The organism is Roseburia lenta, assembly GCF_014287435.1.
Taxonomy (GTDB): domain Bacteria; phylum Bacillota; class Clostridia; order Lachnospirales; family Lachnospiraceae; genus Pararoseburia; species Pararoseburia lenta.
In genome coordinates this window covers 354,306-380,372 of record NZ_JACOPG010000001.1, presented here as the reverse complement: position 1 = coordinate 380,372, position 26,067 = coordinate 354,306, and the positions used below count along the sequence as shown (strand labels likewise).

The 26,067-nt window shown below is 42.4% G+C and carries 25 protein-coding genes; 18 read left to right on the top strand and 7 right to left on the bottom strand.

Annotated features, from left to right (window positions below; genetic code table 11):
- Positions 1-25 precede the first annotated feature (25 nt).
- Positions 26-916 carry a sulfide/dihydroorotate dehydrogenase-like FAD/NAD-binding protein gene (locus H8R94_RS01915; protein WP_118281038.1) on the top strand — a complete coding sequence of 297 codons (891 nt, stop codon included), beginning with the start codon at positions 26-28 and terminating at the stop codon, positions 914-916.
- Positions 916-2,301, top strand: a complete 1,386-nt coding sequence (gene gltA / locus H8R94_RS01910; RefSeq protein ID WP_186853724.1) for an NADPH-dependent glutamate synthase — start codon at positions 916-918, stop codon at positions 2,299-2,301. The genes H8R94_RS01915 and gltA overlap by 1 nt, the downstream gene beginning before the upstream one ends.
- Positions 2,302-2,385: 84 nt before the next feature.
- Here gltA and H8R94_RS01905 read toward each other — a convergent pair whose 3' ends face one another.
- A complete protein-coding gene (locus H8R94_RS01905) occupies positions 2,386-3,474 on the bottom strand; it encodes a pyridoxal phosphate-dependent aminotransferase (RefSeq protein ID WP_186853723.1) in 1,089 nt (362 codons plus the stop codon).
- A gap of 128 nt (positions 3,475-3,602) precedes the next feature.
- Here H8R94_RS01905 and H8R94_RS01900 point away from each other — a divergent pair, with 128 nt between their 5' ends.
- The 7 genes from H8R94_RS01900 to H8R94_RS12245 all read left to right on the top strand — a co-directional run bounded on the left by H8R94_RS01900 (position 3,603) and on the right by H8R94_RS12245 (position 13,621).
- Positions 3,603-7,139, top strand: coding sequence for a DUF5717 family protein (locus H8R94_RS01900; RefSeq protein ID WP_186853722.1), 3,537 nt, complete (start codon positions 3,603-3,605; stop codon positions 7,137-7,139).
- Between the two features lie 9 nt (positions 7,140-7,148).
- Entirely contained in the window at positions 7,149-8,390 is a 1,242-nt protein-coding gene (locus H8R94_RS01895; RefSeq protein ID WP_186853721.1) for a DUF5716 family protein, read from the top strand.
- An 11-nt stretch (positions 8,391-8,401) separates the two neighbouring features.
- Complete coding sequence (locus H8R94_RS01890) at positions 8,402-9,226, top strand: hypothetical protein (protein ID WP_118281043.1); 825 nt, start codon at positions 8,402-8,404, stop codon at positions 9,224-9,226.
- A gap of 24 nt (positions 9,227-9,250) precedes the next feature.
- Complete coding sequence (locus H8R94_RS01885; RefSeq protein WP_118281044.1) at positions 9,251-10,429, top strand: hypothetical protein; 1,179 nt, start codon at positions 9,251-9,253, stop codon at positions 10,427-10,429.
- 32 nt (positions 10,430-10,461) lie between these two features.
- Positions 10,462-12,696 carry a cyclic nucleotide-binding domain-containing protein gene (locus H8R94_RS01880; protein ID WP_118281045.1) on the top strand — a complete coding sequence of 745 codons (2,235 nt, stop codon included), beginning with the start codon at positions 10,462-10,464 and terminating at the stop codon, positions 12,694-12,696.
- A gap of 225 nt (positions 12,697-12,921) precedes the next feature.
- Positions 12,922-13,524 carry a VTC domain-containing protein gene (locus tag H8R94_RS01875; RefSeq protein WP_186853720.1) on the top strand — a complete coding sequence of 201 codons (603 nt, stop codon included), beginning with the start codon at positions 12,922-12,924 and terminating at the stop codon, positions 13,522-13,524.
- Complete coding sequence (locus tag H8R94_RS12245; protein WP_279286805.1) at positions 13,490-13,621, top strand: hypothetical protein; 132 nt, start codon at positions 13,490-13,492, stop codon at positions 13,619-13,621. Before H8R94_RS01875 ends, H8R94_RS12245 begins: the two co-directional genes overlap by 35 nt.
- On the opposite strand, the gene H8R94_RS01870 is transcribed toward H8R94_RS12245, so the two are convergent.
- Both H8R94_RS01870 and H8R94_RS01865 read right to left on the bottom strand, forming a co-directional pair.
- Positions 13,618-14,136 carry a manganese catalase family protein gene (locus H8R94_RS01870; protein ID WP_186853719.1) on the bottom strand — a complete coding sequence of 173 codons (519 nt, stop codon included), beginning with the start codon at positions 14,134-14,136 and terminating at the stop codon, positions 13,618-13,620. The genes H8R94_RS12245 and H8R94_RS01870 overlap by 4 nt on opposite strands.
- 16 nt (positions 14,137-14,152) lie before the next feature.
- Positions 14,153-15,598: a recombinase family protein gene (locus tag H8R94_RS01865; RefSeq protein ID WP_186853718.1), complete on the bottom strand. Its 1,446-nt coding sequence runs from the start codon at positions 15,596-15,598 to the stop codon at positions 14,153-14,155.
- Positions 15,599-16,378: 780 nt separating this feature from the next.
- Between H8R94_RS01865 and H8R94_RS01860 the strand changes: the two genes are divergently transcribed.
- Positions 16,379-17,308, top strand: coding sequence for a M48 family metalloprotease (locus H8R94_RS01860; RefSeq protein WP_186853717.1), 930 nt, complete (start codon positions 16,379-16,381; stop codon positions 17,306-17,308).
- Between the two features lie 692 nt (positions 17,309-18,000).
- On the opposite strand, the gene H8R94_RS01855 is transcribed toward H8R94_RS01860, so the two are convergent.
- The 3 genes from H8R94_RS01855 to H8R94_RS01845 form a co-directional block, all read right to left on the bottom strand.
- The gene (locus H8R94_RS01855) at positions 18,001-18,180 is read right to left on the bottom strand and encodes a hypothetical protein (protein ID WP_186853716.1); all 180 of its coding nucleotides are present in this window, start codon (positions 18,178-18,180) and stop codon (positions 18,001-18,003) included.
- A gap of 67 nt (positions 18,181-18,247) precedes the next feature.
- Complete coding sequence (locus tag H8R94_RS01850; protein ID WP_186853715.1) at positions 18,248-18,904, bottom strand: DUF5710 domain-containing protein; 657 nt, start codon at positions 18,902-18,904, stop codon at positions 18,248-18,250.
- A 175-nt stretch (positions 18,905-19,079) separates the two neighbouring features.
- On the bottom strand, positions 19,080-19,466 hold the full coding sequence (locus H8R94_RS01845; RefSeq protein WP_186853714.1) for a helix-turn-helix domain-containing protein: 387 nt from the start codon (positions 19,464-19,466) through the stop codon (positions 19,080-19,082).
- 158 nt (positions 19,467-19,624) lie between these two features.
- Between H8R94_RS01845 and H8R94_RS01840 the strand changes: the two genes are divergently transcribed.
- From H8R94_RS01840 to H8R94_RS01815, 6 genes are all read left to right on the top strand, one after another.
- On the top strand, positions 19,625-19,828 hold the full coding sequence (locus tag H8R94_RS01840; RefSeq protein WP_186853713.1) for a helix-turn-helix transcriptional regulator: 204 nt from the start codon (positions 19,625-19,627) through the stop codon (positions 19,826-19,828).
- A 73-nt stretch (positions 19,829-19,901) separates the two neighbouring features.
- Complete coding sequence (locus tag H8R94_RS01835; RefSeq protein ID WP_186853712.1) at positions 19,902-20,141, top strand: hypothetical protein; 240 nt, start codon at positions 19,902-19,904, stop codon at positions 20,139-20,141.
- A 13-nt stretch (positions 20,142-20,154) separates the two neighbouring features.
- Positions 20,155-20,721 carry a hypothetical protein gene (locus tag H8R94_RS01830; RefSeq protein WP_186853711.1) on the top strand — a complete coding sequence of 189 codons (567 nt, stop codon included), beginning with the start codon at positions 20,155-20,157 and terminating at the stop codon, positions 20,719-20,721.
- Positions 20,722-20,762: 41 nt separating this feature from the next.
- Positions 20,763-21,527 (top strand): ParA family protein, encoded by a 765-nt coding sequence (locus tag H8R94_RS01825; RefSeq protein ID WP_186853710.1) that lies wholly within the window; start codon positions 20,763-20,765, stop codon positions 21,525-21,527.
- 1 nt (position 21,528) lies between these two features.
- Positions 21,529-22,791 carry a ParB/RepB/Spo0J family partition protein gene (locus H8R94_RS01820; protein WP_186853709.1) on the top strand — a complete coding sequence of 421 codons (1,263 nt, stop codon included), beginning with the start codon at positions 21,529-21,531 and terminating at the stop codon, positions 22,789-22,791.
- Between the two features lie 13 nt (positions 22,792-22,804).
- Positions 22,805-23,035 carry a hypothetical protein gene (locus H8R94_RS01815; RefSeq protein WP_186853708.1) on the top strand — a complete coding sequence of 77 codons (231 nt, stop codon included), beginning with the start codon at positions 22,805-22,807 and terminating at the stop codon, positions 23,033-23,035.
- 347 nt (positions 23,036-23,382) lie between these two features.
- On the opposite strand, the gene H8R94_RS01810 is transcribed toward H8R94_RS01815, so the two are convergent.
- The gene (locus H8R94_RS01810; protein ID WP_186853707.1) at positions 23,383-23,970 is read right to left on the bottom strand and encodes a DUF6037 family protein; all 588 of its coding nucleotides are present in this window, start codon (positions 23,968-23,970) and stop codon (positions 23,383-23,385) included.
- Positions 23,971-24,333: 363 nt separating this feature from the next.
- Between H8R94_RS01810 and H8R94_RS01805 the strand changes: the two genes are divergently transcribed.
- The gene (locus H8R94_RS01805; RefSeq protein WP_186853706.1) at positions 24,334-25,317 is read left to right on the top strand and encodes a DUF6017 domain-containing protein; all 984 of its coding nucleotides are present in this window, start codon (positions 24,334-24,336) and stop codon (positions 25,315-25,317) included.
- Positions 25,318-25,322: 5 nt separating this feature from the next.
- The gene (locus H8R94_RS01800) at positions 25,323-26,063 is read left to right on the top strand and encodes an HAD family hydrolase (protein WP_186853705.1); all 741 of its coding nucleotides are present in this window, start codon (positions 25,323-25,325) and stop codon (positions 26,061-26,063) included.
- Positions 26,064-26,067 lie beyond the last annotated feature (4 nt).

Genomic DNA, 26,067 nt, shown 5'->3' with positions numbered 1-26,067 from the left:
AAAATAAGAAAATGGGAGGAAAACTATGTATCCAATCGTAAAAAAAGAAAAACTTGCTGACAAGATTTTCTTGATGGATGTGAAGGCACCGAGAGTGGCAGATAATTGTCTGCCGGGACAGTTCATCATCGCCAAGATCGATGAAGTGGGAGAGAGAATTCCACTGACGATCTGCGATTATGACAGAGAGGCTGGTACGATCACGATCGTATTCCAGACCGTAGGAGCATCCACAGAGAGAATGTCACACCTTGCTGTGGGAGATGCCTTTATGGACTTTGTAGGTCCGCTGGGACAGCCGTCAGAACTGTGTGTAGAGGAGAACCTCGAGGAGACAAAGAAGAAAAAGATCGTCTTTATCGCGGGCGGCGTGGGGACCGCACCGATCTATCCACAGGTAAAATGGCTGAAAGAGCATGGCGTAGAAACGACCGTGATCATGGGATCCCGTACCAAGGATCTTTTGTTCTATGTGGATGAAATGCGTGAAGTTGCCACACAACTTTGTGTTACAACAGATGACGGTTCTTATGGCTTCCATGGAATGGGAACCAATCAGTTGCAGGCATTGGTAGACGAAGGTCAGGAGTTCAACTGGTGTGTAGCCATCGGACCTATGATCATGATGAAATTCGTCTGCAAACTTACCAAAGAACTTGGTATCCCGACGATCGTATCTATGAACCCGATCATGGTAGACGGTACCGGAATGTGCGGTGCTTGTCGTCTGGTTGTTGGAGATCAGGTAAAATTTGCATGTGTGGACGGACCGGAGTTTGACGGTCACTTGGTTGATTTTGATCAGGCTATGTCCAGACAGCAGCAGTATAAGACAGAAGAAGGTCGCGCGATGCTTGCTTTACAGGAAGGTGATACACACCACGGCGGATGCGGACATTGTGGAGGTGACAAGTAATGGGTGATGTTTTAGTAAAAGTTCCGGTCAGTGAGCAGGATCCAAAGGTTCGTGCCACTAACTTTGAAGAAGTATGTTTAGGATACAATAAAGAAGAGGCTATGGAAGAAGCATCCCGTTGCTTGAACTGCAAGAATGCACAGTGTATCAAGGGATGCCCGGTTTCCATTCAGATCCCGGATTTCATCGCAGCTGTAAAAGATGGCGACATCGAAAAGGCATATGAAGTGATCAGCGAGTCTTCTGCACTTCCAGCCGTTTGTGGACGTGTCTGCCCACAGGAGAGCCAGTGTGAAGGCAAGTGTATCCGTGGAATCAAGGGCGAAGCCGTTTCCATCGGAAAACTGGAGCGTTTCACGGCTGACTGGGCAAGAGAAAATGGCATCAAGCCACAGGGCGCTAGCGAAAAGAATGGTCACAAGGTCGCAGTGATCGGCTCCGGTCCTGCAGGACTTACCTGTGCCGGTGATCTGGCAAAACTTGGCTATGATGTTACTATTTTTGAGGCACTGCACGAAGCAGGTGGTGTACTGGTTTACGGTATTCCTGAGTTCCGTCTGCCGAAGAGCAAGGTTGTTGCCGCAGAAGTAGAAAATGTAAAGTCTCTTGGTGTTAAGATTGAGACAAATGTTATCATCGGTCGTTCCGTAACGATTGATGAGTTGATGGAAAAAGAAGGATTTGAGGCAGTCTTTATCGGCTCCGGTGCAGGTCTTCCTAGATTTATGGGAATCCCGGGCGAGCAGGCAAAGGGCGTATTCTCTGCCAATGAATTCCTTACCAGAAATAACCTGATGAAAGCATTTAAGGAAGGTTATGATACACCGATCGCACGCGGCAAGAAAGTCGTTGTTGTCGGTGGTGGTAACGTTGCTATGGATGCTGCAAGAACAGCACTCCGTCTGGGCGCAGAAGTACATATCGTTTACCGTCGTAGTGAAGCAGAACTTCCTGCACGAGTGGAAGAAGTACATCATGCAAAAGAGGAAGGCGTTATCTTTGATCTATTGCAGAATCCGACCGAGATCTTAGTAGATGAAAACGGTTGTGTCAAGGGCGTTCGCGTCATCAAGATGGAACTGGGTGAGCCGGATGAATCCGGAAGAAGAAGACCGGTGGAAATTCCTGGATCTGAGTATGAGATCGAGGCAGATACCGTCATCATGTCACTTGGTACTTCTCCAAATCCACTCATTTCTTCTACGACAAGAGGACTTGATGTGAATAAGAGAGGATGCATCATCTGTGAGGACGATGGCACAACTTCAAAAGAAGCTGTTTACGCAGGCGGTGATGCCGTGACAGGCGCAGCAACAGTTATCCTTGCCATGGGTGCAGGAAAGGCTGCTGCAAAGGGTATTCACGAATACTTCCAGAATAAATAATTTATGAGAACAGAATAAAAGAGAAAGGCGTTTGCATCTTTTGCATTCGCCTTTCTCTTTTTTGCATCATATGAAATAAGTGATCTAACGTAAGAGACAATCCAAAAGCCGGTCGTTATCCGCAGGATCCATAAAGCAGAAGCGGATATACTTGTCATTTAAGAATGGGAAAGTCGAGCAATCCCGGATCATAAGCCCTTCGCGGATGGCGCGGTCAAACAGGATACCGCTGTTTAAGTCTTCATCCATAATGCGCATGAGCATAAAATTCGCAGTCGGCTTGTATGGATGGAAACGCTTGGAATTTAGCATTGTCTGATAACAGCGGGCGCGTTCCGTGCTGATCAGATCTCTGGTCGCCTGTATATATTCGTCATCCTGAAACATGAGTTCCCCGGCGATCGCAGCAAGTGAATTGATCATCCATGGATTTTTGCGCTGGTTCATATTACGGAGCAGGTCTTCGTTGCCGGTAATGGCATAGCCGAGACGAAGACCCGGTGCAGCAAAGAATTTGCTGGTGCCGCGCAGGATGATGATATTGTTGTAGTAGGCAGTCAGTGAGACGGCACTGGTATGAACTACATCTTCAACGAACTCGATATAGGTCTCATCGACCATGACATAGATACCATGCTCCTTGCAGACATCTAGGATGGTACGCATATCATCCAGGGAAATGCAGCTGGAGGTAGGATTGTTTGGATTGCAGAGGATCAAAAGATCAATGGAATCATCCAGTTTTGAGGTAAAGTGGGTGGTATCCAGTTTAAAACCGCTTTCCTCCTTGAGCGGATAGTAGACGGTCGTCCCTCCACCGAGAGAAACTTCTCTTTCATATTCGGAATAGGTAGGTCCTAAGATCATGGCTTTCTTTGGATGCTCGATCTGTATAAAAAGGGAGATCAGTTCGGTAGAGCCGTTGCCGACAATGATGTTTTCTTTTTCTGTGCCGACATAATCTGCCATGCACTGACGCAGGGAAGAATATTCCCGGTCAGGATAGGTCGTGATACAGTCGATATGTTTTGCCAGATGCTCCCGCAACTTCGGTGAGATACCCAGGGGATTGACATTGGCTGAAAAACTTACAATATCTTCCTTGCGGATACCGTAGATCTGCTCTATTTTTTCTAAGTCGCTGCCATGGAAATGGTCTTTATGTGTAAGCATGCTTTCCTCCTGCAAAGGACAAAGTTTATTGCATGTCCTTCTTAAATAGTTTATAATCCATTATAGTCTTTTTGCGTCGAAAATTGCAACCGACAGAAGACAAAACGGCAGGAAAAGGGTGTCATATTTTGCGAAAACGAATCTGGCGGATGTCAGAAGATAAATTTGACAACAGAAGGCCGCAGATAGCATTTTCAGAGGAGACAGTTACCGTGCGTGGCAGGCAGGGAGAACGCTTACAGGGTGAGTTTTTCATGCACTCTACCAATGAGGTCTCTATCCGGGGAATCGTCTATTCTTCCAATCCATATGTGCGCATCGTAAAGCCGCAGTTTGACGGGATGGAAGCAACGATCCGTTTTGAAGTGCTGGGTCAGGATTATCAAGAAGGGGACAGGCTTACCGGTTATTTTACCATTGTATGTAACCAGAGGGAGTGTCGCCTTCCTTTTGATGTGCAATTTGAGGCAGACCGCCTGTATGCATCTACAGGCGAGATCGCAAGTTTATCCGATTTTGCAAGTCTTGCACAGGGACATTGGGCAGAAGCCATGCAGTTGTTTTATTCGCAGGCTTTTGAAAAGTTCATTGCAAGACAGGAAAAGGCAGTCCGCATGGTCTATACCGGCTATCGTAAGGCTTTACCGTCTTCAGCCAATTTAGAAGAATTTTTAGTGGCGGTGGGCTTAAAAGATGCCGTCGATTTTACGGTGCGCGAGCGCAAGGAAGAATTTTACCGCGTGAGCGAAAATCGCAAGGAGACCTTAGTGGTTGCCAAGAATACATGGGGCTATATTGAGATCACAGTGGAGAGTGACAGTCCTTTTGTCACTGTGGAAAAAGATCTGATTACGACAGACTATTTTCTTGGTTCTACCATGCTTCTCAATTATTATATACACAAGAACCGCATGCACGCGGGCATTAACCGTGCGCGGATCACATTCTCCTGCAAGGGAACGGTGCGTGTCATTGACATCATGGCGACCTTTGATCAGGAAGATGAAAAAAAGGAATTTCCATGGCGCAGGGATAAAGAGTGTCTGGCAGATTTGACGGATACCTATAAAGCGTATCGTTTCCGCCAGATCACGACAGGCGAGTGGTGTGATGGCTCGGTACAGATCTTAGATGAACTGTTAGAGCGCCGCCCGAATAATGCATGGTATCGCCTGATGAAGGCGCAGTGCCTGATCGTGGGCAAAAAGCGGCAGGAGGCACTTTGGATCATTTCCGATATGAAGCGGGAGATCGCAGACAAGCAGAGCGTTCTCTGGGCATATCTTTTGTATCTCTGCACCCTGATCGAGCAGGAAAAGTCCTATGTCGACCGCCTGACAAAAGAGATCGAGACTATCTTTCGAGAGCACCCGGAGGATGTCAGACTCTTCTGGTTTTTATCTTTTTTGCGGGAAGAATATATGGAAAATCCGGCGCGGAAACTCAAAGCCATTTTACAATGGATCGAAGCAGATAACGATACACCGTTTTTATATATTGAGGCATATGCCATGTATGTGCAGGATCCTTATCTTTTGCATGCCTTTGATGCGCATGCGACCAAGATCTTATACTGGGCAGCAAGACATGTGACCTTTACCAAAGATGTGGCAATGCAGGTCTTGCATGTGATGGAAAAGGTCAAAGATTTTGATCCGCACATTTTCTTGATCGCACAGAAGGCATACGAGGTGGAGCATAGCGAGGAAGCCTTTTCTGTTCTGGTATCTTATTTGTTGCGCAACCAGATGTTTCAGGAAAAGTATCTGGACTGGTATCGCGAGGCAATCCGTCTGGATCTGCGTCTGAGCGGCTTGTATGAGGCTTATATGCTTTCCATGCCGGACAACAGTACGGAAGAACTGCCGCAGATGGTGACTATGTACTTCCGCTATAGTTGCAATCTGCCATATCAAAAGAAGGCACTTCTTTATGCCAATATCATTTCGGAAAGACGCAAGGCACCGGGGCTTTATGAGCAGTATCTGCGCAACATCGAAACTTTTGCGATCGAGCAGATGAAAGCCAATCGCATGAATGACAATCTGGCGATCATCTATCAGAATGTTCTGGAGATGGGCGTAGTCGATGAGGAGATGGCGCATCTGATCTCGGGCATGGTCTTTATGAAAAAACTGGTCTGCCTTTATCCGGACATCACCCGTGCATTTATCTATCAGGAGCAGTATGAAATGCCGATCGTGATCCCGGTACAAGACCATCAGGCATGTATTCCGATCCTGCCGGGACAGTACCGGTTACTGCTTGAGACGGGGAATGGCACCCTGATCAGCGATCACAAGGCATACACCCTACAAAGGCTTATGTACCCGGAGCGTTTTATCAAGAGGCTGGAACAATTGTCACCGCTTTCCCTTCCTTTTATCCTTGCGGATTTTGCGGAGAAAAAAGAAGCGGAAGACTATACCTTGGATGATGTAAAACGCATGCAGGTATTTTTGGATTCTTCGCTGGTTTCCAAGCGTTATAAACAGGAAAAATACAGTGCATTTATTGGCTTTTTACAGGATCATTGCAGGGAAGAAGTCTTAGAAGAACATTTTGCAAAGCATGTGGACTTTGGGCAGTTGGATGCAAGGACCAGAGGTTTTGTGATCTCCTTATTCATCCAGCGGCAGGACTATGAGAGAGCCTATGCCCTCATGCAGGACTATTACGGATTGCAGGTGGATGACCGCCTGCTCTTACAGATGTGCACCGAAAGGCTGTTGACGACTGAATTTGCAGAAGATGAATTTTTACTTTCTTTGTGTGGCTATTTATTGGGACAGAAGCAGACTTCACCGGCAACGGTATCCTATCTGGCAGAAAACTATGTGGGACCAAGCCCGGATATGATCTATCTCTGGCAGGCGGCAAAAGCAGAAGAAATGTCCGTGGTGGCGCTGGAAGAAAATATTTTATTCCAGACCTTGTATGCGGAAAACTGCATGGAGGAAACGGCGGCTATTTATGATTCCTATCTGGCGCGTGTCAAAGACCGCATGCTGATCGAGGCTTATCTGAATTACTGGGCGCATGCATATATGCTCTCAAAGGAACATGTGCCAGACAAGTTGTTTGACTATCTTTCCTATTATTTTGCAAAAGGCATCGAGTTAAAGGAAAGTTGCAATCTGGCATACATGAAATATCTATCCGGCAAGGATACCTTGGATGAAAAAGAGTTTGCCCTTTTGGATCAACTCTTGCAGTATTACATCTTGCGGAATGTCTATTTCCAGTTCTACAAGAATGTCGATCATAAACTGATCATCAAGTATCATCTGTATGATAAACATTTTGTGGAATACCGGGGCAATCCGGGAGAGCGGATCACCATCACCTATCGTTTTGATGATGGGCAGCCGATCACGGAAGAAATGATCGAGATGTACGAGGGAATCTTCGTCAAGCAGTTCGTTGTCTTTTTCGGAGAGACCATTCATTATGCCCTGTATGCAGATGCGGTAGCAGACCTGCCGGTATGTGCGGATGACCTGACGATTTCCAGTGATCTGCAGGAGGGCAATCTGGATCGCTACGATCTATTGAATGCCATGCAAAATGCCTACCTCTATCATGAAGACGGGCAGTTGTTGGAACTGATGAAGCAGTATCAGGGCTTGGATCAGGTGACAAAGGAACTATTTACGACAGTATAAGAGGCACTTATGGAACAGGAGAATGTGGGCTTGTATCTTGGTATGGATATCAGTGAAAAATATACCATGATCAGCATTTACCAACAGCATATGAAAGAGCCACAGACGATCAGCACGATCATGGGCAGCGAGTCCTATCAGATCCCGACCGCCCTTGCCAAGAAAAAGGGCGTTGGTCAGTGGTTCTTCGGACGCGAAGCAAAAGTGCGTGTTAAATCCGGGGAAGCGCTTGGCGTAGAAGATCTTCTTGATAAGGCGAGAACTGGGGAAGAAGTCTTTTTGGAGCATGAAAAGTACGCGGCGAGTGATCTGCTTGCCATCTTTTTAAAGCGTGTCCTCTCTTTGGCAGGAAGCGCCCAAGCCATGATGCCTTTAACAAAACTTGTCATCTGTCTGGACAAGGTCAGTGTGGAATACATGGAACTCTTTTCGGCTATCATGGTAAAACTGGGGATCGAGACAGACAAACTGCTTCTGATCGACCGCAGGGAAAGTTTTTACTATTATGCACTGAGCCAGGGACCGGAGACCTTTTTACATGATGTAGTCATGTTTGACTATACTGAGTCGGATATGGTGTCCTGCCGCTTGCGGCGTAATATGCATACGACACCTCAGGTCATCAACTTAGATCAGAAAAATCATGGCAAACTCTTAGACCAAAAGGACGGCGAGTTTCAAAAGATCGCCCAGAATGTGATCGACGGACAGGTCGTTTCGGCGGTTTATCTGATCGGAGATGGTTTTGACGGAGACTGGATGAAGGCATCTTTGCAGTATCTTTGCCATACCAGAAAGGTCTTTGTGGGAAAGAATCTTTACTCCAAGGGCGCCTGTTATGCAGGCTTTATCAAGGATGGGAAGCGGGATTGGCCTTTTGTCTATATCGGAGACAATGAACTCAAGTTAAATCTCTACCTCAAGGTCTTGGTGGGCAATGAAATGCAGTTTTTTACTCTGATCACAGCTGGACAGTCCTGGTTTGACGAGGTGGGCGAATGTGAGGTCATTTTGGACGGAACACCGGAGATCGAGGTCTGGATCCAGCGGCCGGAGAGCAGGGAGGCTCACGTAGAACTTTTGGAATTGACGGACATGGTGGAAAGAGAACGCAGGACCAGCAGGCTTCGTATTACGGCAGAACCGATCTCTGACCGTAAGATCAAGATCACGATCCGTGACTTAGGCTTTGGGGAGATCGCACCATCGTCCAACCGTACATGGGAGCATACCGTCTGTCTGGAAGAATAAGGAGGCATCCGATGGGTGAATTGATTTTATGTAGACAATCCATAGCAGCCAATCCTTATTTTATCGAGGATGGCGCGCTGAATGTCTATTCTTTGGAAGAATTGAGTTATTATATTGCACACAATGTTTATCTTTTAAATGCAGAATTTGCATCCAAGGAACTCTGTCTGTGGATCGGCGGGGAACTGGGGGCACGCGATCTGGAAAAGCAGTTATTGGATACCTTATCCAATCAGGCACCGTTGCATATTTTTATCGGACAGATTCTAAATTACAGTGGTTATCTGACCAGTGTGGAGATCCGTGACCTGCTGCAGGCGATAGCGTCTTTTGAGAACAAGAGTCCGACAGAGTGCCAGAAAATGCGGGCAGACCGCCTGATGGAAAAAGATAAGATTGTGGATGCTATTTTTGAATATGAAAAGATGTTAGATGACCCGGCGGTCACACATGGACCGACCGCTTTTGAAGGAGATATCTGGCATAACTTGGGCGTTGCCTACGGAAGGTTGTTTTTCTTTGGCGAGGCATCCCTCTGCTTTGAGGAGGCTTACAAGCGCAACCACAAAACGCAGTCGCTCCGGTCTATGCTGGCGGCACTGCGCTGCAACAAGGATCAGAAGCATTTCGACGAACTGGTAGACAAATACTTTATCCCGCAGGATATGGTAGATGAGATCTGCGAGGAAGTCACCATGCTCAGTACCCTCGAAGAGATCCATGTTTTCGATGAAAAAATACAAAAGGCACTTGCGACCGAAACGGGCAGATCACAGGTGATCGGATCTATTTTGAGCAGTTGGAAAGTCGATTACAATCACTTGTGTCGCATTTAAAAAGACAGCAGTTGGGAGAAAGGCATGTTATTTTTTGGAAAGAAACGAAAAAAAGAACAGGAGATCGATGAGGCTTTTGCCAAGGTATATCAGGAGATCGAGACCATCGACAACTGGAATGATCCCAAGAAGTTGGAACACTACATTTTGGATTCCTGCGAGCAGATCATTGCCTTGACCAAAGAGATCGAGGAAGAAAAGGCAGAATACCGTGTTGTCACTTCCTATCTGACGGATATCCAGACCATTGAGGGGCTGCCGGATGAGACCAGACAGGCAATCCGGGAAGCGGCATCCAATATCGAGCAGTTGAATGCTGCGCGTCAGGCTTATGAGAATGCCTCTTACAATATTTCGGACAGCCAGTTCCTTTTGATGGAGCAGAATGAGGATGATGTACCGCAGACCATCCACCGGATGTTGGAAAACGAGCGTTATCAGGACAAGGTGCGGCGGGACAAAAATATCCTAGAGGCACAGAAGAACCAGTGGGAGATCGAGCGCGAGGACATTACCCAGGAACGCAAGATCATCAAGCGGGCATCTCTCTTAGTATTTTTGCTTTATGCAACGCTTTTGATCCTCTTATTTGTCATACAGTTTGCGACAAAGATGGATATGACGGTTGCCTTTTTGGTACTTTTTATCGTGGGTGCTCTGGGCGGCTTTATCATTTATTTCCGCAGCATTTATCTGCAAAAACAGATGCGGCAGGCGACCCGCAATGAAAATCAGGCGATCAACCTCTTAAATGTCGTATGCATGAAATATGCCAATGTGACAAAAGCGGTGGAATATACAAAGGATAAGTACGGCGTACACAATTCGACCGAACTCAATTACACTTGGGAACAGTATGTGACGGCTGTCAAAGAAAAGGAAAAATTCCTGCGCAACAATGACGATCTGGAATATTTCAACGGCCGCCTCATCCGACTTTTACAAAGGATCGATCTGTATGATCGAAAGATCTGGCTGGATCAGACCAAAGCACTCATAGATGAAGACGAGATGGTGGAGATCAAACACAATCTGGTAAAACGAAGACAAAAGATCAGGGGACACATCGAGGATAACCGGAAGATCGTGCAGAGTGAGAGAAATGAGATTGATCGTCTGATGACGGAACATGAACATTATGTACCGGAGATCATAGAGATCATTTCCTCCGTGGATAAATTGTGCGGTCTGAAGCAGGAGTAGTTTGTGGTTTGGACTGTGGAAAGGAGCGGAGGATGGAAGTCATTCATCTGAAAGCAGGGGAGAATGTAGCAAAGAGAAAAGATAAGGTAAGTGCCTGGTATATCGTACAGGAGGGAAATGTTACCTTACGACACGAATTTGAGGAGACGACACTGGGACCAAATGCTATCATAGGTATTTTGGAGCAGGACTGGTTTATCTGTGACTATTATGCCAGTACGGATGTTACACTTTATGTCTTTCCTTGTGAGGGGGTCAATGATCTCAAGCAGTTTCTGGCGGCAGAGCCAAAGATGCGCAGGATCTTTTTGCGCAGTGCCCTCTTGCAAAGGCACCAGTTGTTCTGTGCCTATGCGGACATGTATCACAAGGTCCGGCAGTTTCAAAATCTTTCGGATACTTTGTATGAGGAGTATGTTTATTTGTGTGCCCGCAGTAAGGTCGAGGCAAAGCAATCTCTGGATGTGGCAAATATCACGCCACTGGAGATGCAGCATAAGGCAGAAAACTGGGAGATCAACAATAGCAACAGCCTGATCCGTGGGGCACTGGATGCATATCTGAACCTTATGGAGACGGACGAGGATCTTTGCATTGGCTCGATCATGGAGGCATCCGCCCAGATGCATCGAATCGCCAGAGGTATCCGGGAGATGACAAATTATCTGCGCAACAACCGGGATGCTCTCTTTAGTCAAGTACGAAGCGATCTTTTTCATGCTTCCCTTTTACTGCAAAGCGGAGTAAAGGCAAGAGGCGGGGATGATGGTGAGATCAAGAAACTGATCGAAAAGCAGTTGGGCTATGCCAAGGAACTGGGCATTTTTCAGGAGGAACTGCTGGTTTCCTGCGCAAAAGAATATGCGTCCAATACAGAAAAAGAGACGGCTGTGGACCAGGAGTGCAAGACAGATCTGGAGTATATCTTGCAGTTTGCCGGATACGAGGGAGACAAGTATCAGGAAATGCAGGAACTCTTTGTGGCATACGAAAAAGTCAAAGATGCAGACAATAAGGATGAGGCAGCCTATCGTCTGCGCAAGCAGGTGGGAAAAGTCTTTTATGAACTGTACTGGGACTGCTTTTTACAGGCAGTGGAGGGCAGGAAAAAGATCACGCCGGTCATGGAGATGTTTTTCAATTTTGCCTATATTGATCAGGGCTTTTTAGGCGAGGACAAGACCAGCGAACTTTACCAGTTGTCAGCCCATCTGGATATGTGTGCTTCCGACCATGTCTTTACCATTTTCCGTTGGCTGCGGGCAGTCTACGAGGGAGAAAAGGAGCCGTCCAAGAACGAGTTTGATATGGACTATACGGCTTATCTCAATGATGGTCTGCGCCGGGGCGAGTGGACAAAAGAGGAAGTGGCAAGGAGAAAGCAGGATCAAAAGGCAAAGGCACGCTATGAACTGGAAAATATGTTTACATCCGTCAACCGTGTGACCTATGGTAATATCACCATGTTCTCACCGGTTCTTTGCGAAAAAGATCTCTTTAACAGCTTAGATAAAATGGTCGTGACGGCAGATCGGATCGAGGATGCCTTTAACACGGTACGAAAGATAGATTATTCCCTCTTTTACCGTCCGATGCTGCCAAGGACCGGGACAAGTGATCTCATCAAAAATGAGATGGTCATGGAGGAGATCCTGCCGGATGTCATCCTCATGCCAAATGCCGGCACCAGAGCCATGATGTGGCAGGAGACGGCAAGTGTCAGGAACGATACACCGGCGCGCTTTATGATACCGATCTTTACCGCAGTGGATCTACAGGAGGCTATCTTAGAAAATTGTGGCAGATACCGCTGGGAGATGTGCCGAAAGATCCAGGGTGTGCGCTGGAATGATATCCGCGAACGGTCGCTGACAAGCGATTACTATGATTATCTGCAGTTCTACCGCAAGAACCGGGAATTGTCCGCAGAGACCAAAGACCAGATCAAGGGGGCTTTGGCCAGGGCAAAGAACAATTTCCGGGAGATCTTTGTCAAGGATTATCAGAACTGGATCAAATATGAGGCAAAGGGCGGCTTCCGTCTCAACCGTTATGTGCGCCAGATCATGTTTACCTATTGTCCGTTTTCCAAGGCATATCGTGCAGACCTAAAGACCAATCCTATGTTTGCGGATGCGATAGGTAAATTGGAAACAAACAATGCCAGAAATTACAAACGCCTGCAAGGCTTATATGAAAAGTATAAACGCGAGGGTGGTACGATCACACCAGAACTCCGTGAAAATCTGAATTTTTATCAGATGTAGAAAAATAGCAGAAAATGAGAAGTCTTATGACAGCAGAAAACCTGTTGTCGTAAGACTTCTTTTAGTGTTCAGGTCATCTTCACATAGCCATCACTTTTCCTTTTTAGAATAAAAGCAGATAAGGAGGTAGGGCATATGATCCAAAAAGTTTTTAACCGTTACGAAAAGAAATATCTGCTGGATCAAAAGACATATGAGGTCTAAAAAAAGGAACTGGATGTCTATATGGCAGAGGATTCTACCTATTTTTTGGAGATCAAGAAAAAATATAACGGACTGGTCAATAAAAGACGGATCCCCTTATCTAGGAAAGAAGCCAAAAAGTATCTGGAAGAAGGAGATGCGCCAAAAGAAACCGGTCAGATCTATTGGGAAGTGGATTACTTTTTTACCCATTATGGGATCCGACCAAAGCGCTATATCGCTTATGACAGGCTGGCAATGTTTGGAAAGGACGACCCGGATTTCCGCGTTACCTTTGATGTGGCAATCCGCAGCCGCACCGATAATCTGACTCTGCAAAGTGACGAGAACACGACACTTTTGCTGACACCGGGCTATTATCTGATGGAAGGAAAGATCTCAGATGCCATGCCAAAATGGTTCGTGGATCTTTTATCCAAATATGGCATTTACAATACATCATTTTCAAAATATGGCATGGACCAGTGGAGAGACTTACACTGTGACTGTGGACGGCACAGAAGACCAGACCTTTACGGTAGATTCTATGGTGATCTCTGCCGGAGGAAGCGTTGGTACCATGGGCTGCGGACCTATGGACGGACAGGATATGAACGGCGATATGGGTGGCGGACCACAGGGTGATATGAGCCAGAATGGCGATATGCCACAGATGGGACAGGGCGGTCCTGCCCAGGGAGGCGGCAATATGCAGCCTCCACAGGATGCCAAGACCAATTAAGAGTCGAAAGACGGATTGAACATATAGTAGTTTTTGGAGTCCAGATGATCGCAGACGATGCGCATGGCTTCACCGAAACGCTGGAAGTGAACGATCTCACGGGCACGCAGGAAGCGGATCGGATCTACAATATCGGGATCTTTTACCATACGAAGAATATTATCATAGGTGGTGCGGGCTTTTTGCTCCGCCGCCATGTCTTCGTATAGATCGGCAATGGTATCGCCGGTCGATTGGAAGGTATCTGCGGAAAATGGTGTGCCGGAGGCAGCCTGCGGATAGACACCTAAGGTATGGTCTACAAAGTATTTATCATAACCGCTGGCCTTGATCTCCTCCGGGGACAGACCGTCAGTCAACTGGTAGACGATGGTGGAGACCATTTCCAGATGGCCGAGTTCTTCTACCGCGATATCAGTCAAAAGCCCCGCAACCTCACGATAAGGCATGGTATATCGCTGGGACAGATAACGGAGGGAGGCTCCGAGTTCGCCGTCGGGACCACCATCTCGCAATAACTTATACTATTGATTATATGTTCAGATGGAGAACGAAATCAAAGGATGTGTTTTGCCGATCAAATACAATCTGGCTAACAATCGTGCGAATAGAATTTCCTTTTTCAATATCTCCTATGTTTTCGTCTTTTAAGGTGGTAACAACATCCTGAATACGAGAGAGCATAAGGGCGTCTAATTCTTCCTTTGCATACTTTTTTATTTGAGAGAGTGAATCAATTTCTAGTTGTATCGTGTTGCGATCATCTTGAATAGATAATTTGTTTTTCTTATATTCATCAATTGTATCAATACCATTTAAATACGCTTCTTTAGCACGACGTTCTCTTTGATCAAGTTTATTGAGTTGATGTTGTAAGAAGTCTATACGCTGTGCATTATCATTCGATTCTGTAGAAATAACAGTATAATACACAATGCCAGTGTCAAGAAATCCCTCTAAACCACTTATGATGTTAGCTTCCATGTTTTTGACAGAGATATAATGAGAATCATGACAGATTCCCTTTGCATATTTCCAACATTGAAATCCATTGGTGCCTTTGGCTGCTGTTAGATTACCGCCACAAGTACTGCATTTTACGAGGCCAGTAAGCCAATGGCGTGTGGTTGAATGATCGCGTGTCTTAAATTCTTTTTTTGTGTTTTGGCGTAATGTTTGCATTTTATTGTAAGTTTCTTCATCCCATAGTGGTTCCCATGTTCCTTTGGCATAGATAACTTCATCTGCTGGTTTAAGAACGCGTTGTCGATCAGAATAATTCCATCGTAAAATACCACAGTAAAAGGGATTTTCAATAATATATAGAATACCGCGGGTATCAAAAGGATTTCCACGTTTCGTTCGATAGCCGTGTTCATTTAAATAATCACTTATTTGTCGTAAGGAATATCCGGATAAATACATATCTTTAATTGTAAGAGGTATTACAGAGGTGGCTGAATCAATTTCTATTGTGCCATCTTGTAAAATATAACCAATAGGCGGAGCGCTTAACGTTTGACCACGTAATGCTTTTTCAGTCATACCTCTAACAACTTCTTCACCAAGACGGATGGAGTAGTATTCATCCATCCATTCAATAATACGCTCAATTAGTGAACCGAAATCTCCTTCAACATTTTCAGAAATGGAAATAACATCTACATTACTTTTCCTTAGTAAAGATTTATAAACGATAGATTCTTCCTGGTTACGAGCAAATCGAGAAAATTTCCATACAATAATTACATCAATAGGATGTTCCTGGGATTTTGCAAGTCCAATCATCTGCTGAAAAGCAGGGCGTTTTGATACCTTACGACCAGAGATACCATTGTCCTGAAATATATATTCTGATGGAATGTAGATATCATTTCTTTCCGCATATTCTTTCAAGAGGCGTAATTGTGCATCCGGAGAAAGTTCTTCCTGGCGTCCAGTTGATACTCTAATATAAATTGCACCTGTTTTTTTCATGGTAAATCCTTTCGCAATATCGCGTAAAATAATATATTAAACCTAGTAAAATTATACATGAGGCATATTAGGGGGTCAAATGATATAATCGCCTATTATATTTGCACTGATAGATATACAGTAAATATAGATATTAGAACGATTGGAAAGATGTGGTTAGTGTGATATACTGATAAACGTTGCCACCCCTATACTGGCAAGGAAAGGGGGGCTGACCTATAGATACACTCTTAGCATTTGTCATTTCTATTATGGCAAGTATAGTTGCCTACTATATTTGCAAATGGTTGGATAGAAATGATTAGGAAGGCAATCAGCCTAGGGCTTAAGCCACCCTGCAAAAAATGGAATAGAAACCCCCACGAGTTCGCACCTCGTGGGGGTTTTGCTGACTTATAGAAGTCACTCTTAACTTTGCCTATTGGCATTATAGCATATGCACATGAAATGTCAAATATGCGAGAAAATCTATTATCATTATTTTTCTTTATCAGTGGCAGTAATGTTCTCTACCAGTTTTTCTAAACAGTCCCAACCATCATCATCTAACTTGGATAAAGCGGAAATAAGACGGCGTTTAAAGTCTGATTCATTAGCTTTATTTTTGAGGACAAAAGGTATAAGTATTTGTCAAACTTCCGAAAAAGATATTATCAGGTAAAGAATTTATGATAGGAGTCTTTATCATTTTCCGTCTATGGATGGTGTACAGAATGGAAGTATATTGGTATTATATATTATAAAGATTTAAAACAATAAATGCATATAGGAGGAAGAGTTATGTATGTTTTCGATTTGATTAAACGATTAGTTCACAAGACCAATATCCCAACACTTATATATTTAGTTATTAATGTGTTCGTGATTACAGGAATTATTGCATTACTATTAATCGGCTTTACAGGAATAACATTTTGGCAGGAATTTGCTTTGGCACTGATTTTGTATATGATTTCACTATTTATTGCAATGTCACCATTTGGAGAGTGGATCTTGCGGTTACAGACAGGTTGCAAAAAAATTAAGCGAGCCGAGCAAAAAGAGTTTATTGAATCGATTTTTCAAGAAGTATATGAAGATGCAAAGAAACTTGATCCGCATATTCCAAATAAAGTTAAATTGTATATTAATGGAGATTCGGAACCGAATGCTTTTGCAACTGGAAGAAAGACAATATGTATTACAGAAGGATTGTTATATATGCCTCAAGATCAGATTAAGGCTACGTTAGGACATGAATTTGGACATTTGGCACACAAAGACACAGATTTGATATTGTTGGTATCAGTGGGAAATTTGATCGTGAGTGCCTTTGTGCTAGGTTTTAAATTGGTGATAGATATTGGTCATATTACAACAAGTATTTTTGCAGCAATTCTTGGCGGGACAGAAGGAGTGATTATGGCAATTTGTAATGCAATATATCATTTCTTTATTACATTATTTGTTACCGGGATTATGTGGTTATGGACTAAAATTGGAATTTGGCTTGTTATGAAGTCAAGTAGATCTAATGAATATGAAGCAGATGAGTTTTCGTATCGTCTGGGATATGGTAATGCATTGTGTGCGATGCTTGATTCACTTGGAGGATCAACTGCGAAAGGGCTATTTGCGAGTTTGGAAAGCAGTCATCCAGATAAGGATGCACGCATTATGCATTTGCAGGAATTAGGTGCGACATATAGAGTGGTATATGGAGCTAAATAGTGAAAAGTGAGTGCCCATTGGTTTTGCCACTATATTTGCAAATGGTTGGATAGAGAGAGGTAGAAGGCAACTAGCTTAGGGCTTAAGCCACCCTGCAAAAAATGGAATAGAAACCCCCACGAGGTGCGAACTCGTGGGGGTTTTGCTGATTTATAGAAGTCACTCATATCTTTTTGCCTATTGGCATTGTAGCATATGCACATGAAATGTCAAATATGCGACAAGATCTATTATCATTATTTTTCTTTATTTGTGGCAGAAATGTTCTCCATCAGTTTTTCTAAATAGTCCCAACCATCAACATCTAACTTGGATAAAGCGGAAATAAAATAGCATCTATTATTCAATGGAAAAGGTTTATTATTCCGACCATTGTGTTATAATTGGCAATGCTACCACCCCTATACAGGTGCAGAAAGGGGGTGCTCTACTTGGATTTATTTACATCATTTTTCTGCTCTGTCTTGGCGGGTGTAGTTGCCTACTACATCTGCAAATGGTTGGACAGAGATAACTAAGCGGTAGCCAGCCTAGGGTATAAGCCACCTTGCCAAAACGGAATAGAAAAACCTCGGAGTTGCAACCTCCGAGGTTTTTTGCGTATCTACTTGGATACTCACATCATTTCTTTGCCTATTGGCATTATAGCATATGCACATGAAATGTCAAATATGCGAGAAAATCTATTATCATTATTTTTCTTTATCTGTGGCAGTAATGTTTTCTACCAGTTTTTCTAAACAGTCCCAACCATCATCATCTAACTTGGATAAAGCGGAAATAAGACGTCGTTTAAAGTCTGATTCATTAGCCTTAATGACTTCATCAAGCATCTGAGAAATCTGTGCATCTTTGTTTTCTTGAAGAAACATATCTCCAGTTCCAGATCGCAGCCATACCTCATTAACTGAAAATTCTTTACATATTAGTTTGAGCTTATTATTTGGAATCCTTTATTATAATCTGATGAATATTTGCCGACTTTTTGATGAGATAATCAGTAGAACAGCATCTCAGATCTAAATCAGTGATAATATCGTATTTTAATTGTACTTGATATAAATCTAATTGCTGTGCATCGGCTACAGAGTTAATAAAAAATGGAGAATCAACCTCATCAAACAGAAAATAACTACCCTGAAGGGCATTGCAATGCTCACAGTGATTTGCAAAATAATAATCGTCGATGGTTTTTGAGTAACTATTATAAAAATGAAATTTTTCTTGTAAATATTTATAGATACCATTTGGAAGATTATCAATAAACGGAACAATGTGAATAGTTCCTGAGTGCCAAGATATTGGCGAGTCGGTATCATATACATTGGGATCAATTACTTCGGCATAATTTTCAATACCAAATCCAATGACACTTGTTGGCTGATTGCATCTGTAGCATGTTTTTGTACCAAATATTAAATAGAAATAGTCCTTAATAATATAGGTTTCTTCTTGTCCTTGAAGTATCCAGGGAATAAATTTCTCGTAATCTTGCTCGTTTTGGACATACCATTTTTTTAAGGTGGGATTCCAATAGGCTCCAAGTTTTTTAACCATATCTTTATCATCGTATGAAGCATTAAGTAGTAATTTCATAATTGTTCTCCTTGTGAACAGATAACATTGTATTTACATCATCTAACCTTACTTTGATGACTTCCTAATTATCTGCAAATTGTTTTGCGCATTTCTGTAAATGTGTTTAGATACCGAGTGTTCGATCTAGTAGTTCTTTAGTAATTTTATAAGAATCCATCTCTTGAGAACGGTATTATTGCGCATTTTGTAACGTGTTTATACGTCTTTTTTCTTCTGAACGTTGACCTCTTAATAGTTTTTTTGCTTCTCCGATGAGAATGTCCTTGCCATCAATATCTAGTTGGTAAAAAGTGTCTAGTAATTTTTTTTCATCTGAGTCTATAGCAGGTTTGAGAGATGAGTATTCGGATGGCTTGATTTTTCTTTCGCCATCTAATAGTACATCTGCACTGATTTTAAAATAATCTATTAAGGATATTAGACAATCAATGGAGGGAAGTCTTTTGTTCGTTTCCCACATGCCGACAAGACCAGGACTTACATGTAATTCTTCTGCCAATTTTTTTTGGCTAATTCCTTTTTCTGTTCTTAATTGTGCTATTACATGACCAATCTGCATATAACGATCTCCCTTCAACAAAATCTTGTAATACAAAACTAACAAAAAAGAACCCCGTTAGACTCTGTTTTTATGTATTTACTCATTATATGTTGACATACTCACTTTTAGTGTGTTATAACACTTACATAGAGTGAGTGTAAAGGAGATGACATATTATGCCTAATAAAAAGAAAACATTGGCGGCATTGCGAAATGAGAAAGAATTATCACAGAAAATGTTTGCCCTTCAAGTTGGTGTTAGTCCAAGTTTGGTTGGTATGTGGGAGACTGGGAAAAGAAATCCATCTTTGCATAATGCTTTAAAAATAGCGTCTTTTTTTGGAATTCCTATAGAACAGATAAAATTTGACAGCCGTTAGTGAAACTAACATACAGTGAATCATTATGTACAACCATTCATACATAAGATGAACGAGAGAGGAGGTACTAGAAATGGCAAGATATCCAAAACAGGCGACTTTTAATTACTGGGTACATGTTGGACCGAGAGTACAGGCCTTACTAGATGAGGGCTGGAATATACGTTTATGGAACTCTTCAGAAGGACTATTGGCAAATTTGAAGGATCTTCCTGAGGATATCCAAAAAGAAGTAGGAGTCGAAGCTTTTGATCGCATATGCAGAGGATTAGGAGGAGTGCCAGTTCCAAGGGAAGATATGGATAAACAATAGGAGAAATATATTCATGTACAAAGAGATAGACCAGGAGTTTATCATACGAACACTGAGAACGTATGATGCTAGAACAATAGAATTGCGTAGGGAAATGTCAACACAATATACCCTTTTAAATACGCAAACACTAGATGATGAATTGCTGCAGGCAACTGCATATCCGATTTATAGCCCATCAGAGGCTAGGCATCAGATGGATAGCGATATTGATGAAATTTACACGAGATACATAGAGTTATCTAAACAGCGTGTGGATGATATAAAGAGCCTGATGCGTGACATTATTGAAGAACAGGAAAGTATGAATCGTATTATGGCAATTTATGAGATTTTAGATGAAAAAGAGCGTTGTGTCTTAGATAGGTTGTATTTACATAGTGCTGCTGAAAAAATACATGACGCCGTACAACAGATGGGGACTGATTACAATCTGCATCCGCAGACGATATACCGGATTCGCAGAAAGACCATGGAAAAAATCATGTCTTTTTATAAAAGTGACCTTACACAGACAGAAATCTTGCATATGAGAACACAGGATGCTGTTTGTCTAACAAATAAAGAAAAATACCGCTGATGGGGAAAGCGGTGTGCGAAATGCACGGAAAGGAGCAATATATGAAAACGATAACTGTATGGAACAGAAAAGGTGGAGTAGGAAAGACTACACTGTCATTTAATTTAGCATCTTGCTTAGCTACGGAGCATCAGAAAAAAGTACTTGGTATTGATTTGGACGAGCAAAAGAATTTTTCTTTGATGCTAGAAAAAGGGACAGGCAGAACGAAAGCAGATATTGTCAAGTTGGCAAAAGATAATTTTAAGGATATGAAAAAGGCTGTGTATAAAGGGAAAAATGTTGATTATATACGTGGCTCTCATGCAAAAGCTTATGTTCAGACAATCAATGGATTATATGAGGGTTTGAAGTCATTAAGAGACTATGATTACGTCATTATTGATTGTCCAGCAAGCTTTTCGCATATTGTTCAGAGTGCAATATATGCTGCAGATTTTGTATTAGTGCCAATTGGATTAGATGCCTTTTCCAAGGATAACCTTAATTTAGTTAGTACTTCAATTGAATCCGTGAGACAAGCCAAGGAATTAAATGAAATGGAAGTTGATGAAGAAGATTTTATGGTAGATATTCCATGGTCTATTGTTGTCAATCGTGTTGCAAATCGTAAAAACCAAAAGGAAACCTTTACAGATCTTGTATATAAGCATGATTATCCGATGCTTGACATTTGCATCAGTGAAACTACGACGGTGGCAACTGCAAATAGTATGAAGAAACCGGTATATTTGCATCGTAGTCATGCAACGGTAGCACAGGATATACGAGATATGGTCGATCTAATCCGGGAGGAGGTAGAGTAAGATGCCAAAATTTGCAGATGTTTTTACGGAACAAAAACCAAGTGAAAAAAGACCGGTGACGCAGAAAATCAAACGGATCCATTACAGTAAGATCATGGAATCAGTGTTTCAATATCGTGATCGTCAGAATGATGTTGTAGAGGCACTGGCTGATCTGATCAAGGCAGATGGTAAAGTCTTAGAACCATGTATTGTGCGAAAAGCCGGTGGAGACACATATGAATTGATTGCCGGACATAAGAGACGGCGTGCATGTGTTTACCTGGCAGAGCAGGAGGGGATGGAACAGTTTGCAATGATTCCATGCATTGAAGAGGATATGACGGATGTAAGGGCTGAATTTGCTGTTTATTCGTCTAATGGTTATGACGAGAAAACACCATATGAGATTATGCGCGAAATAGAGGGTATGAGCCGGCTACTGACAGAGCATCCAGAGGAGTTCCCGGAGTTTGCCGGAAAAGGCAGATTGGTGGAAAAATTGGCGTCACAACTGCAAATGTCAAGATCCGTGGTATCAGATTATAAGAATATATCACGTAACCTAGGCGGAAAAGGGATGGAAGCCTTTAAGGATGGCAGACTGGATAAATCAGCAGCAGTTACACTGGCGTCTATGCCGGAGAAGGAGCAGGACGAGATCATAGAGCAGGGACTGACAAAACGCGAAGAGATCAAGGGATATATGCTGGAGAAGAACCAGGCGCAGGAACCTTCTGCAGAGCAGATCCGACATTTTGCTGCGTATGTAAAATCCATTCTGAAAGATACGGAAGAGGATAAGTGGGCAGAGGCATTACGCCATGCATGTAAAAATGCTTTCGGATCCGGTCGGGAGCCAAAGTATTCCTATAAAGGATCCTACCGGGGTGTAAGTCTTGGCGGGATGAATGAAATCACATGGAAGCGCCTGGTTGCATTAATCAAGGAATGTTGTCCTTATATTCAAGGGAAACAGGTGACGCAGCAAGTCGTTGAACCAACACAGAATGACAATGGTGAGGAAGACCAGTTAGCAGGACAGATGAATGTTGCAGATTATCCAGAAGTTTTGCCGGAGCAGATGAAGCAGGAAAAAGTTTCAAACCCACAACTGGGTATGGAGGTTTTTGTGGAGGAGACACAGGAGAAAATAGAGCGATACTTGAATGAATTAACGCAGGCTTTATCTGCTAAAGAATGGCAACAAATATCATCATTAGGACGCCAGATTTGGATTGATGCAGATAATATCATAAGTGTGCAAAATAAATTTGATATGTAAGGAGGATAAGATTATGAATCAGAGTTGGAAAGAAAGACTGCAGGAACGCTTGCAACGAACAATGGAGGATCGTAAAAGCAGGGTGTTGCTTAAACGCCTTGGCATATGCCTGATTGATGCAGTGGCTTTTATTGTGATAAATGCGTTACATATTCCGGGGATTGTAGGAACTGTTCTTAGAATGACATGTGTGATCATCATGGGGGTTATTCTAATCAGAACCCTGTATAAAAAAGAGGATTGATCCATATATCCTTCCATCCAACTATAAGTTGTGGCTGTCAAAAGGCGTGGAAGGACTCCCGGTTGTGTCAGCCGGGCATATATTGCTTTGTCCTCCGGATATTCCCCAAAGTTTCCGGAGGACGCATAGAAATGAAGTGGTATATGGGGGAATGTTAGATGGTTATACTGCCCTAAGGGGTTTTATGACATTGGGAGAATGCCCAAAATAACTACAAATTGGTTGAAACACCGCTGCATAGTCCTTCTATGCAGAAAAGAAGGAGTTCATGTGGATTTATTTTATATATCACGAAAAATAAGCCATGATGTTGCCTCCGGTTTATACCGGGGGCGGAAAGGGGATATTTATGGATTATCCCAGGGAAAACTAATGTCTTTTTCCTTAGTTATATCGGTAGTCCATTTAGAACTAATATCATTTTTCTCACAATATGCAGCAATAGACTTTCCTAGAAGTTTTTCTGTTTTGGCAAGGTTTTGAACGTGACCATTATGTCTGCCTTTATGTGGTAGCCAGCCACAGAAAATAAATCCTTCTTCTCGCTCTGCTTTTGAAAGAGTATTTTTCCTGAACGGATAAATATATTTTAGAGGAACTGGTGATGGACTGCTCTCGGAAGGAATATTGTTGTCAATTAATGTAAGAAAGGCAAAGGAGGAAAAATGGTGCTCTTTGTAATTCAGATTAAGAATTTGACATAATTTATAATAGTCTTCATCTTTCATCTCTGTAACAAAGCCAGGATAAACATATAAGATAAAAGCAAAATTATATTTTAGTGCTCCTACCATGATTTCAAAAGGATGAGCATCAATGTCAATAATGCAGTCGAATTTTATGTCATTATATACAAAGTCAAATTGTTCCAGACTTTTTCGATTTCTTCTCATGCTGGAGCATATGGGTCTTAAATGAGTGAATTTGTATTGCATAAAGCACCTCCATATCAAGTATGAAAACAAGTATATATTATGATGAAATGTATTGTCCAAGTGAAATTAGAATTGTGTCACATAAATTATGTTTGGATCATTCGTTTGTTCCGGAAGCAACAATGCCTTGTATTCAATGTTTAGATTTACAAAACTTGATGAAAAGCAATCTAATTGATGAACTATATATATGTTTTACCCCACAATCAGCTTTTTTGCAAATTCCTAATGCAGAATTGCAAGAAATTGTAGGATGGCAGAAGGTAAAGCCTAATAATCTCATAATAAAGAATATAAACGAGATTCGTTGAAAAAATATTGACCTATGATTAAGGGTTAAATTTTTAAAATGCAGGAGAAGCTATGGGAGTATTTCGCGTAGAAAAGAACAAAAATTACACAGTGATGTCTAATATGCATTTGCGTGATAAAGAATTATCTTTAAAGGCAAAGGGATTGTTGTCGCTTATGTTGTCTTTGCCAGATGATTGGGATTATACCTTGCGTGGATTGGCTGCAATCAATAAGGAATCAATTAATACAATTTCGGGTATCGTGAATGAATTGATAGAGCATGGTTATATCATTAGACAACAGATCCGGGGGACGGCAGGAAGATTTGGAGATATTGATTATATTATTTTTGAGTCACCGGAGGAATGTGAGCAATACATATTAGAACACGAAGAAAAAAAGGATGCGCAAATGGAAGATATATCACCGTGTCACAAAAATTGTGACACGGTGGAAACACTGATAAATAGCGGACTTGAACCGTGTCACAAAAAACCGTATACGGAAACACGGGATACGGATTCTTGTGACGCTAATAAAATACTAAATAAACAAAATACTAATATATCTAATAATCAATCTATCTATCCGAAAGATGATAAGGCGTATGTTGAATTTTATGAGCATATGGTTGAGAAGGTGAAAGATAGCATTGACTATGATGCCCTTTTATGTGATCGACCGGATGAGATTGGATTGATTGATACGATTGTAGACACCATCATGGATGTTATGTTGATGCCAACGGATTCCGTGATTCATGTCGGATCCAGAGAACGACCGGTCAGTATAGTGCAACTTAGATTTGCCAAACTGACCATGGAGCATGTAGGTTATGTGCTGGATTGTGTCGAAGGAACTACCAGTAAGATTGCAAATATCAGGGCATATTTGCGTACATCACTTTATAATGCACCGGATTCCATGAAGATCTATTATCACAATTGGACGATGCATGATATGGAGCTGGGAGCACAGAAACAAAAACAGGAAACAAAAAGGCATGAACAGCATGAAAATAATGCGCCGACTGCCGGTACTCAGGGAGGATAATGCATATGATGAACGAAAGAAAACCAAGGTTGTTTGTTGACATGGATGGAACATTGGCAGTATTCAATCAGATTGATAAACTCGAAACGTTGTACGAGCAGGGATATTTTGCCAATCTGACACCACAAGTAAATGTAGTGGACGCTGTGCGTATGGTACAGGCAAGAGATGAGATAGAGGTGTTTGTGCTATCTGCAGTTTTGACAGATAGCAAGTATGCGCAGGTAGAAAAGAACGAATGGTTAAATATTTATCTTCCGGAGATTGATGAAAGGCATCGAATATTTGTGCCATGCGGTGAGGATAAGACAATGTATGTTCCGAACAAGATACTGGAAGAGGATGTGTTACTAGATGATTATACAGTCAATTTGAATGCGTGGGAGCCACCGGCAAAGGGGCTGAAATTGTTGAATGGTATCAATGGTACAAAAGGCACCTGGCAAAAAAGCAGGATTTCCATTGAACATTCTGCAGATGAACTGGCAGATATGATTGTGGATTATGTGCTAGAAGGCAAGGCTGTGGAGGATAAACTTCCACAACAACATCGTGATGAACAGAAGATGTCCTACAACAGGTTATCGGAGATTGCGGATGCAGCTATTGATCTATTGTTACAGGAGGAACCAGAATTAAACTTTGCAGCGTTGGATGAGGCGGTTGATCTGAGCATAGATGAGATGTCAAGATGGCATATGCATGATATGTTTGATCTACAAGCAGAACACAGACCAATGATGTAATTGT

What these genes read in the sequence shown, in the direction of transcription:
- H8R94_RS01845 (WP_186853714.1), bottom strand. Translation starts at nt 19,466, where the DNA reads ATGCAGATTGGTCATGTAATAGCACAATTAAGAACAGAAAAAGGAATT.
- H8R94_RS01880 (WP_118281045.1), top strand. Translation starts at nt 10,462, where the DNA reads ATGGAAGTCATTCATCTGAAAGCAGGGGAGAATGTAGCAAAGAGAAAA.
- H8R94_RS01825 (WP_186853710.1), top strand. Translation starts at nt 20,763, where the DNA reads ATGAAAACGATAACTGTATGGAACAGAAAAGGTGGAGTAGGAAAGACT.
- H8R94_RS01830 (WP_186853711.1), top strand. Translation starts at nt 20,155, where the DNA reads ATGTACAAAGAGATAGACCAGGAGTTTATCATACGAACACTGAGAACG.
- H8R94_RS01820 (WP_186853709.1), top strand. Translation starts at nt 21,529, where the DNA reads ATGCCAAAATTTGCAGATGTTTTTACGGAACAAAAACCAAGTGAAAAA.
- H8R94_RS01875 (WP_186853720.1), top strand. Translation starts at nt 12,922, where the DNA reads ATGGCAGAGGATTCTACCTATTTTTTGGAGATCAAGAAAAAATATAAC.
- H8R94_RS01850 (WP_186853715.1), bottom strand. Translation starts at nt 18,904, where the DNA reads ATGAAATTACTACTTAATGCTTCATACGATGATAAAGATATGGTTAAA.
- H8R94_RS01885 (WP_118281044.1), top strand. Translation starts at nt 9,251, where the DNA reads ATGTTATTTTTTGGAAAGAAACGAAAAAAAGAACAGGAGATCGATGAG.
- H8R94_RS01835 (WP_186853712.1), top strand. Translation starts at nt 19,902, where the DNA reads ATGGCAAGATATCCAAAACAGGCGACTTTTAATTACTGGGTACATGTT.
- H8R94_RS01815 (WP_186853708.1), top strand. Translation starts at nt 22,805, where the DNA reads ATGAATCAGAGTTGGAAAGAAAGACTGCAGGAACGCTTGCAACGAACA.
- H8R94_RS01905 (WP_186853723.1), bottom strand. Translation starts at nt 3,474, where the DNA reads ATGCTTACACATAAAGACCATTTCCATGGCAGCGACTTAGAAAAAATA.
- H8R94_RS01890 (WP_118281043.1), top strand. Translation starts at nt 8,402, where the DNA reads ATGGGTGAATTGATTTTATGTAGACAATCCATAGCAGCCAATCCTTAT.
- gltA (WP_186853724.1), top strand. Translation starts at nt 916, where the DNA reads ATGGGTGATGTTTTAGTAAAAGTTCCGGTCAGTGAGCAGGATCCAAAG.
- H8R94_RS01860 (WP_186853717.1), top strand. Translation starts at nt 16,379, where the DNA reads ATGTATGTTTTCGATTTGATTAAACGATTAGTTCACAAGACCAATATC.
- H8R94_RS01840 (WP_186853713.1), top strand. Translation starts at nt 19,625, where the DNA reads ATGCCTAATAAAAAGAAAACATTGGCGGCATTGCGAAATGAGAAAGAA.
- H8R94_RS01805 (WP_186853706.1), top strand. Translation starts at nt 24,334, where the DNA reads ATGGGAGTATTTCGCGTAGAAAAGAACAAAAATTACACAGTGATGTCT.
- H8R94_RS01915 (WP_118281038.1), top strand. Translation starts at nt 26, where the DNA reads ATGTATCCAATCGTAAAAAAAGAAAAACTTGCTGACAAGATTTTCTTG.
- H8R94_RS01810 (WP_186853707.1), bottom strand. Translation starts at nt 23,970, where the DNA reads ATGCAATACAAATTCACTCATTTAAGACCCATATGCTCCAGCATGAGA.
- H8R94_RS01895 (WP_186853721.1), top strand. Translation starts at nt 7,149, where the DNA reads ATGGAACAGGAGAATGTGGGCTTGTATCTTGGTATGGATATCAGTGAA.
- H8R94_RS01865 (WP_186853718.1), bottom strand. Translation starts at nt 15,598, where the DNA reads ATGAAAAAAACAGGTGCAATTTATATTAGAGTATCAACTGGACGCCAG.
- H8R94_RS12245 (WP_279286805.1), top strand. Translation starts at nt 13,490, where the DNA reads ATGAACGGCGATATGGGTGGCGGACCACAGGGTGATATGAGCCAGAAT.
- H8R94_RS01800 (WP_186853705.1), top strand. Translation starts at nt 25,323, where the DNA reads ATGATGAACGAAAGAAAACCAAGGTTGTTTGTTGACATGGATGGAACA.
- H8R94_RS01855 (WP_186853716.1), bottom strand. Translation starts at nt 18,180, where the DNA reads ATGTTTCTTCAAGAAAACAAAGATGCACAGATTTCTCAGATGCTTGAT.